Annotated in this window: 17 protein-coding genes; 9 read left to right on the forward strand and 8 right to left on the reverse strand. The window is 60.1% G+C overall.

Annotated elements, in window-relative coordinates; genetic code table 11:
• Positions 1-51 precede the first annotated feature (51 nt).
• Both C2U30_RS20250 and C2U30_RS20255 read right to left on the reverse strand, forming a co-directional pair.
• The gene (locus C2U30_RS20250) at positions 52-627 is read right to left on the reverse strand and encodes a DJ-1 family glyoxalase III (protein WP_052816332.1); all 576 of its coding nucleotides are present in this window, start codon (positions 625-627) and stop codon (positions 52-54) included.
• A 30-nt stretch (positions 628-657) separates the two neighbouring features.
• Positions 658-1,605 carry a ketopantoate reductase family protein gene (locus tag C2U30_RS20255; RefSeq protein ID WP_039040714.1) on the reverse strand — a complete coding sequence of 316 codons (948 nt, stop codon included), beginning with the start codon at positions 1,603-1,605 and terminating at the stop codon, positions 658-660.
• A 358-nt stretch (positions 1,606-1,963) separates the two neighbouring features.
• Between C2U30_RS20255 and C2U30_RS20260 the strand changes: the two genes are divergently transcribed.
• On the forward strand, positions 1,964-2,446 hold the full coding sequence (locus tag C2U30_RS20260) for a YajQ family cyclic di-GMP-binding protein (RefSeq protein ID WP_010673357.1): 483 nt from the start codon (positions 1,964-1,966) through the stop codon (positions 2,444-2,446).
• Between the two features lie 102 nt (positions 2,447-2,548).
• Here the strand turns inward: C2U30_RS20260 and C2U30_RS20265 are convergent, their stop codons facing one another.
• The 6 genes from C2U30_RS20265 to C2U30_RS20290 all read right to left on the reverse strand — a co-directional run bounded on the left by C2U30_RS20265 (position 2,549) and on the right by C2U30_RS20290 (position 7,777).
• Complete coding sequence (locus C2U30_RS20265) at positions 2,549-3,391, reverse strand: nucleoside-specific channel-forming Tsx family protein (protein ID WP_041211271.1); 843 nt, start codon at positions 3,389-3,391, stop codon at positions 2,549-2,551.
• A gap of 156 nt (positions 3,392-3,547) precedes the next feature.
• Positions 3,548-4,951 carry an AmpG family muropeptide MFS transporter gene (locus C2U30_RS20270; protein ID WP_048208191.1) on the reverse strand — a complete coding sequence of 468 codons (1,404 nt, stop codon included), beginning with the start codon at positions 4,949-4,951 and terminating at the stop codon, positions 3,548-3,550.
• A gap of 85 nt (positions 4,952-5,036) precedes the next feature.
• A complete protein-coding gene (locus tag C2U30_RS20275) occupies positions 5,037-5,366 on the reverse strand; it encodes a hypothetical protein (protein WP_042864276.1) in 330 nt (109 codons plus the stop codon).
• Positions 5,367-5,480: 114 nt separating this feature from the next.
• Positions 5,481-6,032 carry a peptidylprolyl isomerase gene (locus tag C2U30_RS20280; RefSeq protein ID WP_041211273.1) on the reverse strand — a complete coding sequence of 184 codons (552 nt, stop codon included), beginning with the start codon at positions 6,030-6,032 and terminating at the stop codon, positions 5,481-5,483.
• Positions 6,033-6,046: 14 nt separating this feature from the next.
• The gene (locus C2U30_RS20285) at positions 6,047-6,619 is read right to left on the reverse strand and encodes a YajG family lipoprotein (RefSeq protein WP_039040711.1); all 573 of its coding nucleotides are present in this window, start codon (positions 6,617-6,619) and stop codon (positions 6,047-6,049) included.
• Positions 6,620-6,643: 24 nt separating this feature from the next.
• The gene (locus C2U30_RS20290) at positions 6,644-7,777 is read right to left on the reverse strand and encodes a methyltransferase (RefSeq protein ID WP_103244417.1); all 1,134 of its coding nucleotides are present in this window, start codon (positions 7,775-7,777) and stop codon (positions 6,644-6,646) included.
• Positions 7,778-7,984: 207 nt separating this feature from the next.
• Between C2U30_RS20290 and C2U30_RS20295 the strand changes: the two genes are divergently transcribed.
• The 8 genes from C2U30_RS20295 (at position 7,985) to C2U30_RS20330 (ending at position 15,575) form a co-directional block, all read left to right on the forward strand.
• Positions 7,985-8,293: a BolA family protein gene (locus C2U30_RS20295; protein WP_010673364.1), complete on the forward strand. Its 309-nt coding sequence runs from the start codon at positions 7,985-7,987 to the stop codon at positions 8,291-8,293.
• Positions 8,294-8,713: 420 nt separating this feature from the next.
• Complete coding sequence (locus tag C2U30_RS20300; RefSeq protein ID WP_069785570.1) at positions 8,714-10,057, forward strand: Na(+)-translocating NADH-quinone reductase subunit A; 1,344 nt, start codon at positions 8,714-8,716, stop codon at positions 10,055-10,057.
• A 3-nt stretch (positions 10,058-10,060) separates the two neighbouring features.
• Positions 10,061-11,290 (forward strand): NADH:ubiquinone reductase (Na(+)-transporting) subunit B, encoded by a 1,230-nt coding sequence (locus tag C2U30_RS20305; protein WP_010673367.1) that lies wholly within the window; start codon positions 10,061-10,063, stop codon positions 11,288-11,290.
• Positions 11,280-12,068, forward strand: a complete 789-nt coding sequence (locus tag C2U30_RS20310; RefSeq protein ID WP_029313922.1) for a Na(+)-translocating NADH-quinone reductase subunit C — start codon at positions 11,280-11,282, stop codon at positions 12,066-12,068. The genes C2U30_RS20305 and C2U30_RS20310 overlap by 11 nt, the downstream gene beginning before the upstream one ends.
• A complete protein-coding gene (locus tag C2U30_RS20315; RefSeq protein ID WP_005303545.1) occupies positions 12,061-12,693 on the forward strand; it encodes an NADH:ubiquinone reductase (Na(+)-transporting) subunit D in 633 nt (210 codons plus the stop codon). The genes C2U30_RS20310 and C2U30_RS20315 overlap by 8 nt, the downstream gene beginning before the upstream one ends.
• Before the next feature lie 3 nt (positions 12,694-12,696).
• Complete coding sequence (nqrE, locus tag C2U30_RS20320; protein WP_005303538.1) at positions 12,697-13,293, forward strand: NADH:ubiquinone reductase (Na(+)-transporting) subunit E; 597 nt, start codon at positions 12,697-12,699, stop codon at positions 13,291-13,293.
• A 17-nt stretch (positions 13,294-13,310) separates the two neighbouring features.
• The gene (gene nqrF / locus C2U30_RS20325) at positions 13,311-14,534 is read left to right on the forward strand and encodes an NADH:ubiquinone reductase (Na(+)-transporting) subunit F (protein WP_103244418.1); all 1,224 of its coding nucleotides are present in this window, start codon (positions 13,311-13,313) and stop codon (positions 14,532-14,534) included.
• 3 nt (positions 14,535-14,537) lie between these two features.
• A complete protein-coding gene (locus tag C2U30_RS20330) occupies positions 14,538-15,575 on the forward strand; it encodes an FAD:protein FMN transferase (RefSeq protein ID WP_103244419.1) in 1,038 nt (345 codons plus the stop codon).
• Positions 15,576-15,581 lie beyond the last annotated feature (6 nt).

The following is a 15,581-nucleotide window of genomic DNA, read 5'->3' on the forward strand; positions in this document are numbered from 1 at the left end:
CATAGACCAAACAAGGGGGCTCTGCCGTTTTCAGAGAAGTGATTGATGCGATTATGGCAACACCGAAGGGGGCAACACCATGGGACCGGCCACCGTACGGGCTGCCTCGTCACCTCGCAGTACCCGTACTATCTCGAGGGCGAACTCGATGGCGGTACCCGGGCCCAGGCTGGTGATCAGGCGATGGGCTTCATCGGTCACGACCCGCGCCGTGCTCAATTGTGTCGCGGGCAGACGGGCCTGAAAGCCCGGATGGCAGGTGGTGCTCGCATTCCCCAGCAAGCCGTGATGGTGCAGTACCACGGCGGGTGCGGCGCAGATGGCGGCGCGCCAGCGGCCGAGGCCTGCCTGCTCCCGTAGCAGGTCGATGGCGAGGGGGGTGTCGCGGATCACTTCGCTGCCAGGCAGACCGCCCGGCACGACCATGGCATCGAAGTCACGGGTGGTCAGCTCGTCGAGATGGCAATCCGCCACCAGTTGCACCCCGCGAGAGGCGCGGATCTGGCGCGCTCCTGTGGGGCAGCAGGAGGCCAGCACCACATCGATGCCACCCCGAACCAGGGTATCGACGATGGCAACCGTCTCTATCTCTTCCGACCCGGGGGCCACCAGTACCAGTACGCTCATCCTGCACTCCTTGCTTGCCAGCTGCTCTGCTCAGCGCTTCTCTTTGACGGCCTGATAGAGGCCCTGATTGACCGGCACCGCGATACCGTGAAGGGCGGCCTTGCCCAGCAGGAAGCCGGTGATGGCTTCGATCTCGGTCTCGCGGCCCTGTTCCATGTCCTGATACATGGAAGAGTAATTGTCGGCGGTGAGCTCCACCACCATCATGACGCGGCGCAGCAGCTCTTCGCTGCCGGTGGGCTGACCTTCGGCCCGCATGACGTCAGCCACTTCCACGCAGATTTGCTGCAGGGCATCGGCAAAACGCGGACCGGCCAATTCGCCGTTCTTGAGCTTGTAGAGCGCGGTGAGGGGATTGATGGCGCAGTTGACGGCGAGTTTCTGCCACTGACGTGTCAGGATCTGCTCATCCCAACCGGCCTGACCCAGGGCGCTGGCCAGCTCGTCGGCGAGGTGGGCATGGGCACGGGCCGCTTCGTTGATTGGGCCCAGCCAGGTCTCCCCCTTGCCGGTGTGGCGGAACACGAAGTGGCCGCTCTGCATGGCGCCATGGCTGGTGACGCCGGCGATCACCGGATTGTCGGGGAAGAGTGCGACCACCTGATCGGCGATCCCCATGCCGTTGTGCAGCAGCACGATGGGCACCCCTGCCGCCAGTTGCCCGACCAGGGGAGTGAGGGCCGATATCACCTGCCCCGCCTTGGTCATCACCAGCAGGCGTTTGATGCTGCCCGGCTTGTCGATGAAGGCGCGTTCGATGGCCAGGAGCTGGGTATGCCCCTCAAGTGAGGTAAAGTCGACGCCGGGGTGCAAGGTGGCACGATGGCGCTCGCGCAGCAGGAGGCGGGTTGCTTGGCCGCTTTGGGTCAACAGGGAGGCGAAGACGCCGCCCAGGGCGCCGCAGCCCAGCAAGGTCCACTCGGGAGAGACAGGGTGACGGCGTGTTTTCAGGTTGTTGTCGCGTAATCCGCTTGGCATGAAGAGGCTCGATCATGGGAAGGGCTGCCATCCTGTCAACCGCCAACCCGGGATAAGGGAAGATGTCGCTTGGTGAATACCTGGAACCGGTGCATGAGCTGGTTGCCGGGTCGTGCTCAAGGTTCATGCGCAGCCAGGGAGCCTCATGTATGCATGAACATGCGGGTGTCTGGGCTGCACTTCACCGAGTGTCGGACCTCTCGCGGTCGCTCCTAAACGGGTTCTAACGGGTCTCACCATTCCTGTGCGCAGGGGATTCTAGCAGAGCAATCCCATCGAAATCAGCAAATTTGCCCGTTTTCTGGTAGATTTGCCCACCTGTCAGCACAACCTGAAGTACAGCATGAGGAGCCCGGCTATGCCGTCATTCGATATTGTCTCTGAAGTCAAAATGAACGAGGTGTTGAACGCCGTTGATAACGCCAACCGTGAACTGGCGACCCGTTTCGATTTTCGTGGTGTGGAAGCCAGCTTCGAATTGAACAAGGAAGAAGTGAAGCTGGAAGCCGATGCCGATTTCCAGCTCAAGCAGATGGTCGAGATCCTGCGCGGCGCCCTGCTCAAGCGCCAGATCGAGAACAGTTCCATGGATGTGGGTGACAGCGTCCACTCCGGCAAACGTTTCCACCTGACCGTGAAGTTCAAGCAGGGGATCGACAAGGAAGTGGCCAAGAAGCTGGTGAAGCTCATCAAGGACTCCAAGATCAAGGTGCAGGCTGCCATCCAGGGCGACGAGGTGCGGGTCACCGGCAAGAAGCGCGACGATCTGCAAGAGACCATGGCCTTGGTGCGTGGCGCCGAACTGGGCCAGCCGATGCAGTTCCAGAACTTCCGCGACTGATGGCGAACGGGGAGGGCGCGGCTCTCCCCCCACTGCCAGCATGAGGGCATAAAAAAACCGGAGCAGCTGCTCCGGTTTTTTGTATCCGTGTGACGAGTTCGATTAGAACTTGTAGGTCACGGAGAAGTAGTGGCTGAAGCCAGAGCTCTTCCACGGGGTACCGTCGTAGGCGGTGGAACCGTCTTTGGTGCCGTAGGCATCCATGAAGTACTTCAGGCCGTAACCGACGGCGTAGCGGTCGGAGTGCCAGTAGATACCGTGGAAGGTAGCCAGGTTGTCGCTGGTACGGTCAGCACGGTTGTGGGTGTCCAAGTCGAAGGCGTAGTCCAGGTAACCCTGATAGGAGACGAAGCTGCCGTTGCTGAAGGTGTAGAAAGGCTTGAACCAGTTCATGGCGAACCAGTAACCGTTCCACTCACCCTCTTCTTCGGTGAAGAACTGGTTTTCGGTGGCGTGACGAGCATACAGGTTCATGCCCACTTTGCCGAACCAAGGCACTTGTACATCAGCACCCAGACCGATCATGTTTTCCATCTGGTTGTCGCCGATGTTGTTCAGAGAGGCGATGTAAACCTCTTGCACCGGACCGAAGGAGAGATCTTTACCAGTCAGCGCATCCAGAGACATACGCGGCGCAAACTTCATGAACAGGTTCTGACCCTTGTGCTTGTCGCTGTGACGGGAGTCGAAGATATCGAAGACGTCGACGTAACCGTACAGGTCAAACAGGCCGGAGCGACCACCGAATTCCATTTCGAAGTAGGTGTCGTTGTAATCTTCAGCACCTGCAGTGAAAGGACGTTGGTCGATGGTGTGCATCACGTTGAACTGCATCCACTTGTAGTCGTTCTTGTGGATGTCGCCGCTGTAGTCGGCAGCGAAGGCCGGGGTGGCGGAGGCAGCCAGCAGACCGGCAGCGATCAGAGTCTTGGTAAATTTGGCCATTTTATTGGTCTCTTGTGCGTTAGTTGAGGTTTTCCGTAGCCTGCCCACAAGGAGCGGGAGGGATTCTAGCCAAATAAATTCAACGGATAAACAAGCACCAGGGAACTTTGTCAGGATTTGTGAATCTAATCACCCCCTAAAATGCGCAAACGCTTGCTATTTGTGCGTTTGTGGTGACAAGGTGCTGCCTCGTTTGGCAACCATGATGATCAGGATCATCACCGGAATGCCGAGCAGACTGGTGCCGATGAAGAAGTGGCTGTAGCCGATCTGCTCCACCACGCGACCAGAAAACCCCGCCAGCAACTTGGGCAGCAACAGCATGATGGAGCTGAACAGGGCGTACTGGGTGGCGGAGAAGGCTACGTTGGTGAGGCTCGATAGATAGGTTACAAACGCAGCCGTCGCTATGCCGGCGCTGAGGTTGTCCAGCGAGATGATCAGAGTCAGCAGCTCCAGGTTGTGGCCCACTTCGTTGAGGAGAGCGAACAGCAGATTGGTGCTGGCGGTCAGCACGGCGCCGAGGAACAGGATGCGCAGGGTGCCAAAGCGCATCACCAGCACGCCCCCGAGCGCGGCTCCCACCAGCGTCATGATGACACCATAGACCTTGGTGATGGTGGCCACTTCCGTCTTGCTGAACTGCAGATCCACATAGAAGCTGTTGGACATCACTCCCATCACCACGTCCGAGATGCGATAGCAGGCGATAAGCCCGAGGATCAGCAGGGCCGAGGAGCCGTAGCGGCGGAAGAAGTCGGCGAAGGGACACCAGATGGCCTCGTAGGTCCAGGCCCCCAGCCCGGCCAGCGTGGGGGACCAACCCCGTGCCAGCAGGGTGGCCTTGCGCGCCATCTGCTGCTCGTCCTGACTCTTGAGATCGATCTGCGGCTCGTGGCTCATCAGGGTGGTGAGGATGCCAAGAGACATCAGCCCTCCCATCAGCAGATAGGTGAGCTGCCAGCCGCGATAGTCATAGCCGCTGTTGCTGCCGAGCCAGGCCGCCAGCGCCAGTGCCCCCGCTCCCGCCATGATCATGGCGAGTCGATACCCCGTCATATAGGAAGCGGCCATGGCCGCCTGCAGCCGCTCGGGAGCGGATTCGATGCGATAGGCGTCGATGACAATGTCCTGGGTGGCAGAGGAGAAGGCCACCAGCAGGGCGAAGAGGGCCAGCTGGGCGAGCTGGGTCTTGGGATCGCAATAGGCCATCCCCACCAGGGAGAGGGCGATCAGCACCTGGGAGAACAGCATCCAGCTGCGTCGTCGCCCAAGCAGCCGTGACAGCAGGGGCAGGGGCAGCCGATCCACCAGGGGCGACCACAGCCACTTGAAACCGTAGGCCAGCGCTACCCAGCTCATGTAGCCGATGTCGGTCAGGCTGACATCCGCTTCGCGCAGCCAGAACGAGAGGGTGCCAAAGACCAGCAGCAAAGGCAGGCCGGAGGAAAATCCCATGGCAAACAGGATGAGTACCCGCGCTTCCAGATAGACGGCGAGGGCATCTCGCCAGCGGGTGGCGCGGCCCGGTGTGTGGCTGGGCGGGCGGAGATTGTTCAACAGCCTGACTCCTCTGGGAAAAGGGGGTCATTTTGTCAGGTTCGGCAGGCGTAGCCAAGGCAAGCCGAGTGGCGGGCGGCAGGTTTCAGGGGCGCGAGCCGATGCAGTGGTGCGGGCAGGGGCCCTCGTCGGCGAGAAAATTGGCGCAGGCCATGAGTTGCAGGCGCAGCGCGTCATCACAGAGGAGGCGCTGCTCATCCCACAGGTGCAGGCTGTGAAGCAGATGCCAGAACACTCCTTCCTGTGCGTTGGCGGGGGTTTTGTCCATGGGGATCACGCAGAGCGCCTGCCAGTGGGAGAGGAGCTGCCAGCTCAAGTCCTCCAGCTGCTGATAGGGAATCTTGCGTGCCAGAAAATGGCGAACCGCCTGGGCCAGCGGGCCGGCGTGTTGGGTTATGTAATCATGACAGGTCACCGGCTCCTCCTTCTGGTTCTGCTCCCCGATGCGTGGCACACATCGGGGAGCAGAGTATAGAAAAAGAGATTGGTGACCCGTTCAGGGACGCGGTGGAATGTGATCCGGGCCGCGTTATTTGTCCGCGAGCAGCACCACTTTCTTCAGGATGATGGGGCTGGTGGGGACGTCGTTGGCACGCAGGATGGAGCTGTAGCCGGTCTGGACCTGGGCCAGTTTGTCCAGCACCTCCATCCCCTTCACGACCTGGCCGAACACGGTGTAACCGGCGCCGGCATTGGCGTTGAGGTTGTCGTTGTCCACCAGATTGAAATAGAACTGGCGAGTGGCGCTGTCGACCGCCTGGGTGCGGGCCATGGCGATGGTGCCGCGCTTGTTGGGCAGGCCGCCTCTGGACTCGTTGACCACGGGATCGAAGGTCGGCAGGGGCTGGAACTGCTGGTTGTAGCCCCCACCCTGCACCACGAAGTTCTGGATCACCCGGTGGAACAGGCTGCCGTCATAGCTGCCGTCTGCCACGTAGCGCAGGAAGTTCTTCACGGTCTGTGGTGCCTGTTTGGGGGCCAGCTCCACGACGATGGTGCCATGGTTGGTCTCCATCTGGACTTTTTGACCGGCGAAAGCCAGGGGGGCGATCAAGGTGATCAGTAACCAGAGTTTCTTCATTTATATGTCCTCGCTCAGCTCGGCTGACCCTTGAGATAACCGCGCAGCGCCTCGTCGGCCATGATCTGCTGCAGCACGCTGCCCAGCTGCTGGTTCAGGGTGGATTCCAGATCGGCCATGCTCGGCTCGCCCGGGCCCTCCTTGCTGGAGGACATGTTGAACTGCTTGGTCAGCTTGCTGCCCTGGAAGTCGGCAATCACCTGCAGGCTGACGCGGGACTTGGTGACATAGGTGAAGGTCTTCTCTTCCACGGTGACGGCGGCAGTGGAGATGGCCAGCGTCAGGTTGGTGGTGCCGCTGTTGCCCACTTCCAGGCCCTGGCTGCGCAGCCCTTCCGCCAGTTTTTCAGCCAGCAGGCTGTTGAGAGGCTGACTGCTGTTCACCAGCACGGGGGCCTTCTCTTTTTTCTTGATAGAGAAAACATAGGCGGCTTCACGCTTGTCCACCCCTTCCATGGTGATGCGGTTGCCGGAGTAGTACTGCTGGTTGGAGGGGATGACTTGCGGGTTGAGCAGGGCGCTCTCGGGCCAGTGAGTAGCACAACCGCCCAATACCAGAGCGGCCAGCAGCAAGAGTGACTTTTTCATCATGGGTTTCCTTTAGCTTTATCTTTAGCGTTTGATGGCTTTCAAAATAACGAATTTGCTGTTCGACGCAACGACTTGTGCGTTGCCAAACAGGCGCTTGAGTTTGTTGTGATAGTCCAGATGACGGTTGCCTACTATCCAGAGTTCGCCCCCCTGAGGCAACACCCGGTGGGCGTCGCTGAACATCTGCCAGGCGATGTGATCGGTGATCGCTTGCAGCTGATGGAAGGGGGGATTGCAGAGGATCCTGTCCGCTGCCCCGACGGGAACGTCATCGAGACAGTTGTTGACCATGAAGTGGGCACGGGGCAGGGCATCGGGCAGGTTGTGCTCGATGTTGAGCCGTGCGGACGCCACCGCCATCCGGGATTCGTCGATGAAGGTCACCTCCACCTCGCTGTCTCGTGCCAGCAGGGAGAGCCCGAGCACGCCGTTGCCACATCCCAGATCGATCACCCTGCGGGCACTGTGGATGGGCAGGTTGTCCAGCATGAAGCGGGCGCCGATATCCAGGCTCGTGCGCGAGAACACGTTGGCATGGTTGTGGATGAGCATGTCGGTGCCTTCCAGCGGCCAGACGGTCGGGAAGGGACTGGTCAGGGACGGGCGCTCGGCGGCCGGGGTGCAATGAATGAGGCGTGCCTTCTTCCAGGCGAGCGAGGTGCGGGTCTCCCCCAGATACTTTTCGAACAGCTTGAGGGTGGAGGTGTGGATGTCCTTGGCCTTGCCGGCAGCAATGATGCGGGTCGCAGGGGTGACGACCCCGCGCAGGGCAAGCAGTTGCTGCTCCAGCAGCGCCTGATACTTGGAGACCTTGATCACCACCAGGGCGGGGGCATCGGGCAGGGGGGCCAGGGCATCCTGCAGGGTGATGGCGTGGGGATCCAGCCCGTTTTCCGCCAGATTGGCCAGGGTGGCCCGCTCGCTGATGTGGGAGTCGGTCACGCAGACGGGGGCGTGGGCATGCAGATAGCCTGCCAGGGCGCCGAAGCCGTCGTTCATGATGATGACGGGGCCGTCAGGTGCCTGCTGCGATTCGGCAAGGTGGCTTATCAGGTACTCGTCCGCCGCATCCCAGGCCTGCAGGGGATCCTGGCTCTGCCGCGGGTAACGATACAGGGTCAGGCGGCAGTGGGCCGTGTCGAGCAGGGTTTGCATAGGCAAGAGTCCAACGTGTGATTGATGAATGGCGACCGTCTGCCCCGTGTTGCCCGGCAGCGGTGAAAGTGGCGCTATTCTAGCGGCGGCGGAGAAATTCACCAGTCCGGTGCGGCGAGAGCGAGCGGATCCTTCGTACCTGATGCATCGGGCGCACAACCCTGGCTACAATGGCCGGATATTCAACGAGGAGTCCTTACCGTGAGCATGCAACAACAGATAGAGGCCAAGCTGGCCGCCGCGCTCTCCCCGAGCCACCTGGAAGTGATCAATGAAAGCTACATGCACAGGGTGGCACCGGGCTCCGAAAGCCACTTCAAGGTAGTCGTGGTGAGCCAGGCGTTTGAGGGACAGCGTTTGCTGGGGCGCCATCGTCAGGTGAACGGGGTGCTGGCCGACGAGTTGGCGGGAGCCATTCATGCATTGGCGTTGCATACCTATACCGAATCCGAGTGGCAGGCCAGGGAGCAGGCGCCAAAGACGCCGGGTTGCGTCAGCAAATCCCCCTTTGCATGAGCCGTTGGACCTTCTGATGGCGCCTTCCTCGGGCCATTAACAGCGCTATCACGAATGGTGTGCCGCCAGGGATGAGGGGGAGGATCATTATTTTTTCTAATCCTTTTCCTTGCGCCTGAAAAATACCCCTATATGGTTAGTTTTGCGAAAAGTCCTTTAAAACCACGGTTTGCAAGGACGTGCGCGAAATATTCAGTGAAGGTTAATTTTGTGATAGGGCGGGGATTTTCCCCATTTGGCGTGGCGGCTAACTCGCCTAAGGTGGTAAACTCAGGCGCTTTTGAATGATCCTGTATGTTGCTGATTTGTTTATTTCTTCGACAGCTTTCCGCGATGTTGACGGGCTCATTCAACAACTCGTCGTGATGTATTTCTCGGCGCTAACCAACCTGTCTTCCCTTAACGGTAGTGCAAGTGAGTATGATTACAATTAAAAGAGGACTGGACATCCCCGTGCTGGGTGCTCCGGAGCAAGTAATCTACGATGGCCCGGCCATCACCCGTGTTGCTACACTCGGCGAAGAGTTCGTGGGGATGCGTCCTACTATGTTTGTCAAAGTAGGTGATCGCGTCATTAAAGGTCAGGAGCTCTTCGAAGATAAGAAGAATCCCGGCGTTAAATTCACGGCCCCTGCCACCGGTGTGGTTTCTGAGATCAACCGTGGTGCCAAGCGTGTTCTCCAGTCCGTCGTCATCGACATTGATGGGTCCGACGAGCAGGTGACCTTTGCGCATTTTGCCTCCGCCGAGCTGGCACAGCTCGAGCGCAGCAAGGTGCAGGAGATCCTGGTCGCATCAGGCCAATGGACCGCGCTGCGTACCCGCCCGTTCAGCAAGGTGCCGGCCGTGGGCTCCACCCCGCGCGCCATCTTCGTCACCGCCATGGACACCAACCCGCTGGCCGCCAGTGCGGAGCTGATCATCAAGGAACAGGCCCAGGCCTTCCTCGACGGTCTGGCCGTGCTGACCCGCCTGACCGATGGTACCGTCCACGTCTGCAAGGGCGAAGCCAGCCTGCCGCACTCCTCCCTGGCCCAGGTCAAGGAAGCCGTGTTCGTCGGTCCGCATCCCGCCGGTCTGCCGGGCACCCACATCCACTTCCTGGATCCGGTCGGTGCCAACAAGGTGCAGTGGCACATCAACTATCAGGACGTGATCGCTTACGGCAAGCTGTTCACCACCGGCCAGATCTTTACCGACAAGGTGATCTCCCTGGCTGGCCCGAACGTCATCAAGCCGCGTCTGCTGCGTACCCGTCTGGGTGCCAGCCTCAGCCAGCTGACCAACAACGAGCTGCGTGCGGACGAAAACCGCATCATCTCCGGTTCCCTGCTGAGCGGTGCCAAGGCCGAAGGGGTCCATGACTACCTGGGTCGCTTCCACAACCAGGTGAGCGTGCTGGGCGAAGGCCGTGAGAAAGAGTTCATGGGCTGGGTCAAACCCAGTGCCAACAAGTTCTCCATCACCCGTACCACCCTCTCTCACCTGATGAAGGGCAAACTCATCAACTTCACTACCACCACCAACGGTAGTGATCGTTCCATGGTGCCTATCGGCAACTATGAGCGTGTGATGCCGCTCGACATCCTGCCGACCCTGCTGCTGCGGGATCTGATCTCCGGTGATACCGACAGCGCGCAGGCGCTCGGCTGCCTGGAGCTGGATGAGGAAGATTTGGCGCTCTGTACCTTCGTCTGCCCCGGCAAGACAGAGTACGGCCCCGTCTTGCGTGAGTGCCTGACCAAGATCGAACTGGAAGGTTAAGCGATGAGTTTCAAGCAACTTCTTGAAAATATGGAACATCACTTCGAGCCGGGTGGCAAGTACGCAAAGTACTATGCCTTGTTCGAAGCGGCGTACACCCTGTTTTATACCCCGGGTTCCGTGACCCGCAATGCCGCCCACGTCCGTGATGCGATCGATCTGAAGCGCATGATGATCATGGTGTGGCTGGCCGTGTTCCCGGCCATGTTCTGGGGCATGTACAACGTCGGCAACCAGTCCATCGCCGCCATCGCCCACATGGGCAGCGCGGCCGGTGCCGATTCCTGGCAATACGCCCTGGCCACCCTGTTCGGTGCCTCGCTGGATCCGGCCGTCGCCGGCATCGGCAGCAAGATGCTGATCGGTGCGGCGCACTTCTTCCCGATCTACATCACCGTCTTCATCGTCGGTGGTTTTTGGGAAGTGCTGTTCGCCATGGTGCGCAAGCACGAGATCAACGAAGGCTTCTTCGTGACCTCCATCCTGTTCGCCCTGATCGTGCCGCCCGAGCTGCCCCTGTGGCAAGCTGCCCTGGGTATCACCTTCGGTGTGGTGCTGGCCAAGGAAGTGTTCGGTGGTACCGGCAAAAACTTCCTGAACCCGGCGCTGGCGGGTCGTGCCTTCCTGTTCTTCGCCTACCCGGGTCAAATCTCCGGTGATGCGGTCTGGGTTGCTGTTGACGGCTTCTCCGGCGCAACCGCACTGAGCCAGTGGGCCCAGGGCGGCCAGATGGCGCTGATCAACGGTGCCACCGGTGAAGCCATCAGCTGGATGGATGCCTTCCTTGGCAACCTGCCCGGTTCCATCGGTGAAGTTTCCACCCTGATGATCCTCATCGGCGCAGCCATGATCGTCTACATGCGCATCGCCTCCTGGCGCATCATCGCCGGCGTCATGGTCGGCATGGTTGCGACCTCCCTGCTGTTCAACGTCATCGGTTCCGATACCAATCCCATGTTCAGCATGCCGTGGCACTGGCACCTGGTGCTGGGTGGCTTCGCGTTCGGCATGGCCTTCATGGCGACCGACCCCGTTTCCGCTGCCTTCACCAACAAGGGCAAGTGGTGGTATGGCGCCCTGATCGGCGTGATGGTGGTGCTGATCCGGGTGGTGAACCCCGCCTTCCCGGAAGGCATGATGCTGGCCATTCTGTTCGCCAACCTGTTTGCCCCCTTGTTTGACCATTTCGTGGCACAGGCGAACATCAAGCGGAGGATCGCACGTGGCGTTTAATAAAGACTCTACTACCGGCACCCTCGCCGTAGTGACCGGTCTGTGTCTGGTCTGCTCCATCGTGGTCTCCGTGGCTGCCGTGGGTCTGCGTCCGGCCCAGCTGGAAAACAAGGCACTGGACAAGCAAAGCAACATCCTGTCCGTCGCCGGCGTCGACATCAGCGCCGTGGCCAAGCGTGACCTGGCCCAGCTCTATGGCGACAAGATTGAAGCGCGTCTGGTGGATCTGACCAGCGGTGAGTTCGTTGACGGCGATGCCGACAACTTCGACACCAAGGTTGCCGCCAAGGACCCGGCCAAGAGCATCCGTCTGGCCCCGGCCGACGACAAGGCCGGCCTGCGTCAGATCTCCAAGCTGGTTCCCGTGTTCTTCGCCAAAGATGCCGAAGGCAAGGTCGACAACATCATCCTGCCGATCTACGGCCAGGGTCTGTGGTCCACCATGTACGCCTTCGTAGCGGTCGCGGCCGATGGCCAGACCATCAAGGGCATCACCTACTATGACCACGGTGAAACCCCGGGTCTGGGTGGCGAGATCGAGAACCCGGCCTGGCGCGAGCTGTTCGTCGGCAAGAAGCTGTTCGACCAGAACGGTCAGCCTGCGCTGCGGGTGATCAAGGGCCATGCTCCGGCTGGTTCCGAGCATGAAATCGACGGCCTGTCTGGTGCAACCCTGACCGGTAATGGTGTACAGCACACCTTCGACTTCTGGATGGGCCCCAAGGGCTTCGGTCCCTTCCTGGCCAAGGTACGTGCAGGAGAAATCAACAATGGCTGACAAGAGCGAAATGAAAAAGTTGCTGTTGACGCCTGTGCTCGGCAACAACCCCATCGCACTGCAGGTGCTGGGTGTCTGTTCCGCGCTGGCCGTTACCAGCCAGATGAAGACGGCGTTCGTGATGACGCTGGCCGTTACCGCGGTCACCGCCTTCTCCAACCTGTTCATCTCCCTGATCCGCAACCAGATCCCGAACAGCGTGCGGATCATCGCCCAGATGGCGGTGATTGCCTCGCTGGTTATCGTGGTTGACCAGGTGCTCAAGGCGTATGCCTATGACATCTCCAAGCAACTGTCGGTGTTCGTCGGCCTCATCATCACCAACTGTATCGTGATGGGTCGTGCCGAAGCCTACGCCATGAAGAGTGCCCCGCTGCCCTCCTTCCTGGACGGTATCGGCAACGGTCTGGGTTATGGCGCCGTGCTGCTGACCGTGGCCACCGTGCGCGAGATCCTGGGTTCCGGCACCTGGTTCGGCATCGAGCTGCTGCCGCTGGTGAACAATGGTGGCTGGTATGTGCCCAACGGCCTGCTGCTGCTGCCGCCGAGTGCGTTCTTCATCATTGGTCTGATCATCTGGGGCGTGCGCACCAAGGATCCCAAGCAGGTGGAGGCGAAGGATTAAGGTATGGAACACTATATCAGTCTGTTGATTCGCTCGATCTTCATCGAGAACCTGGCGCTCTCCTTCTTCCTGGGGATGTGTACCTTCCTGGCGGTGTCCAAGAAGGTCAAGACCGCCATGGGCCTGGGGATTGCCGTTATCGTGGTTCAGACCGTTGCCGTCCCGGCCAACAACCTGATCTACAACTACGTGCTCAAAGACGGTGCCTTGGTATCCGGTCTGGATCTGAGTTTCCTGAGCTTCATCACCTTCATCGGGGTGATCGCGGCCCTGGTGCAGATCCTGGAGATGGCCCTGGACAAGTACTTCCCGGCGCTCTACAACGCCCTCGGCATCTTCCTGCCGCTCATCACGGTGAACTGCGCCATCTTCGGTGGCGTCTCCTTCATGGTGCAGCGTGACTACAACTTCGTGGAGTCCGTGGTCTATGGCGTGGGGTCGGGTGCAGGCTGGATGCTGGCCATAGTCGCGATGGCAGGGATCCGCGAGAAGATGAAGTACTCCGATGTTCCGGAAGGCCTGCGTGGCCTCGGCATCACCTTCATCACCGCGGGTCTGATGGCGCTGGGCTTCATGTCCTTCTCTGGTATTTCCCTGTAATCGGAAAGGAAATATAGATGGAAATTATTCTGGGTGTGGTCATGTTCACCGTGATCCTGCTGGCCTTGGTGGCAGTCATTCTGTTCGCCAAGTCCAAGCTGGTGACCGCAGGTGACGTGACAATCAGCATCAACGGCGACCCGGCCAAGGCTGTGACCAGCCCGGCGGGTGGCAAGCTGCTCGGCGTGCTCGCCGGCAGCGGTATCTTCGTCTCCTCCGCCTGTGGCGGCGGCGGCTCCTGTGGTCAGTGCAAGGTGCGGGTGAAAGCCGGCGGCGGCGACATACTGCCGACCGAGCTGGATCACATCAGCAAGGGCGAAGCCCGTCATGGCGAGCGTCTGGCCTGTCAGGTCACCGTTCGTTCCGACATGGACATCGAGCTGCCGGAAGAGATCTTCGGCGTGAAGAAGTGGGACTGTACCGTCATCTCCAATGACAACAAGGCCACCTTCATCAAGGAGCTCAAGCTGCAGATCCCCGATGGGGAGAGCGTGCCGTTCCGCGCCGGTGGTTATATCCAGATCGAAGCCCCTGCTCACCACGTGCAGTACAAGAACTTCGATATTCCCGAGGAGTATCGCGGGGACTGGGATCGCTTCAAGATCTTCGAGCTGGAGTCCAAGGTCGATGAGCCGATCATCCGTGCCTATTCCATGGCGAACTATCCGGAAGAGTTCGGCATCATCATGCTGAACGTGCGGATCGCGACCCCGCCGCCCAGCAACTGGACTGCGCCTCCCGGCCAGATGTCCTCCTACATCTTCAGCCTGAAGGCCGGTGACAAGGTGACCATCTCGGGTCCGTTCGGTGAGTTCTTCGCCAAGGACACCGACGCCGAAATGGTGTTCGTCGGTGGTGGTGCCGGCATGGCGCCGATGCGTTCCCACATCTTCGACCAGCTGCGTCGCCTGAAGACCAAGCGCAAGATGAGCTTCTGGTACGGTGCCCGTTCCAAGCGCGAGATGTTCTATGTCGAGGACTTCGACATGCTGGCCGCCGAGAACGACAACTTCCAGTGGCACGTCGCCCTGTCGGATCCGCAACCGGAAGACAACTGGGATGGCTACACCGGCTTCATCCACAACGTCTTGTTCGAGAACTACCTCAAGAACCATGAGGCACCGGAAGATTGCGAGTTCTACATGTGTGGACCTCCCGTGATGAACGCTGCCGTCATCAACATGCTGAAAAACCTCGGCGTTGAAGACGAGAACATCCTCCTGGATGACTTTGGTGGTTAATCCATGCACAGTGTTGTAAAGACCTGGCTAGCCTTAGGGCTAGCCTTTTTCTTGACTGGGTGCGGTCAGGAATCGGTCCAATCCAAGCCGGAGATCCACATCACCGGCAGCACCATGGGCACCTACTACTCCATCAAGGTGGCGGATGCCGCCGTCACGGATGCCGCCAAGCTTCAGGCCGAGGTCGACGTCTTGCTGGAGCGGGTCAACGATCAGATGTCCACCTACCGCCCGGATTCCGAGTTGTCGCGCTTCAACCAGCACAAGGGCAGTACCCCGCTGGTGGTCTCCCGTGACACGGCCCGGGTGGTGACCGAGGCCATTCACATTGGCCGCGAGAGCCGCGGGGCGCTGGACGTCACCGTGGGCCCCCTGGTCAATCTATGGGGCTTTGGACCTGATGCCAAACCGACCAAGGTGCCATCCGACGAGCTGATCACCCAGACCCGGCAGAAGACGGGCCTTGGCAATCTGCATGTGATAACCTCTGCCGATGCCGATACCCTGCAAAAGGACATCCCGGACCTCTACGTGGATCTCTCCGCCATTGCCAAGGGGTTTGGCGTAGACAAGGTGGCCGAGTACCTGGAGTCCCAGGGGGCGCGCAACTATCTGGTGGAGATAGGCGGCGAGCTGCGCATCAACGGTGTCAACGGCAAGGGGCATCCCTGGCGTGTCGCCATCGAGAAGCCGACCGTCAATGCCGGTTCAGTACAGGAGGTGATCCTGCCCGGTGACAACGGGGTGGCCACCTCGGGCGAGTACCGCAACTATTACGAGCTGGACGGCAAGCGCTTCTCCCACACCATGGATCCGCTGACGGGCAAGCCCATCCAGCACCGCCTGGTGTCGGTGACCGTCATCCACCCCTCCTGCATGACAGCAGACGGGTTGGCGACCGTGTTCATGGTCATGGGGCCGGAGAAGAGCCTGGCCTATGCCAAGGAACGGGGGCTGGCCATCTTCACCATCACCAAGACGGATGACGGGTTCGAAGAGGCTTATTCGGATGCCTTCAAACCATATCTGGTCAAGAAGTAAGGGGTA

This window comes from Aeromonas sp. ASNIH5, from assembly GCF_002902865.1.
Taxonomy (GTDB): Bacteria; Pseudomonadota; Gammaproteobacteria; order Enterobacterales; family Aeromonadaceae; genus Aeromonas; species Aeromonas caviae.

Coding starts and splice junctions, on each gene's coding strand:
- C2U30_RS20250 (WP_052816332.1), bottom strand. CDS start 627: ATGAGCGTACTGGTACTGGTGGCCCCCGGGTCGGAAGAGATAGAGACG.
- C2U30_RS20255 (WP_039040714.1), bottom strand. CDS start 1,605: ATGCCAAGCGGATTACGCGACAACAACCTGAAAACACGCCGTCACCCT.
- C2U30_RS20260 (WP_010673357.1), top strand. CDS start 1,964: ATGCCGTCATTCGATATTGTCTCTGAAGTCAAAATGAACGAGGTGTTG.
- C2U30_RS20265 (WP_041211271.1), bottom strand. CDS start 3,391: ATGGCCAAATTTACCAAGACTCTGATCGCTGCCGGTCTGCTGGCTGCC.
- C2U30_RS20280 (WP_041211273.1), bottom strand. CDS start 6,032: ATGAAGAAACTCTGGTTACTGATCACCTTGATCGCCCCCCTGGCTTTC.
- C2U30_RS20285 (WP_039040711.1), bottom strand. CDS start 6,619: ATGAAAAAGTCACTCTTGCTGCTGGCCGCTCTGGTATTGGGCGGTTGT.
- C2U30_RS20290 (WP_103244417.1), bottom strand. CDS start 7,777: ATGCAAACCCTGCTCGACACGGCCCACTGCCGCCTGACCCTGTATCGT.
- C2U30_RS20295 (WP_010673364.1), top strand. CDS start 7,985: ATGCAACAACAGATAGAGGCCAAGCTGGCCGCCGCGCTCTCCCCGAGC.
- C2U30_RS20300 (WP_069785570.1), top strand. CDS start 8,714: ATGATTACAATTAAAAGAGGACTGGACATCCCCGTGCTGGGTGCTCCG.
- C2U30_RS20305 (WP_010673367.1), top strand. CDS start 10,061: ATGAGTTTCAAGCAACTTCTTGAAAATATGGAACATCACTTCGAGCCG.
- C2U30_RS20315 (WP_005303545.1), top strand. CDS start 12,061: ATGGCTGACAAGAGCGAAATGAAAAAGTTGCTGTTGACGCCTGTGCTC.
- nqrE (WP_005303538.1), top strand. CDS start 12,697: ATGGAACACTATATCAGTCTGTTGATTCGCTCGATCTTCATCGAGAAC.
- nqrF (WP_103244418.1), top strand. CDS start 13,311: ATGGAAATTATTCTGGGTGTGGTCATGTTCACCGTGATCCTGCTGGCC.
- C2U30_RS20330 (WP_103244419.1), top strand. CDS start 14,538: ATGCACAGTGTTGTAAAGACCTGGCTAGCCTTAGGGCTAGCCTTTTTC.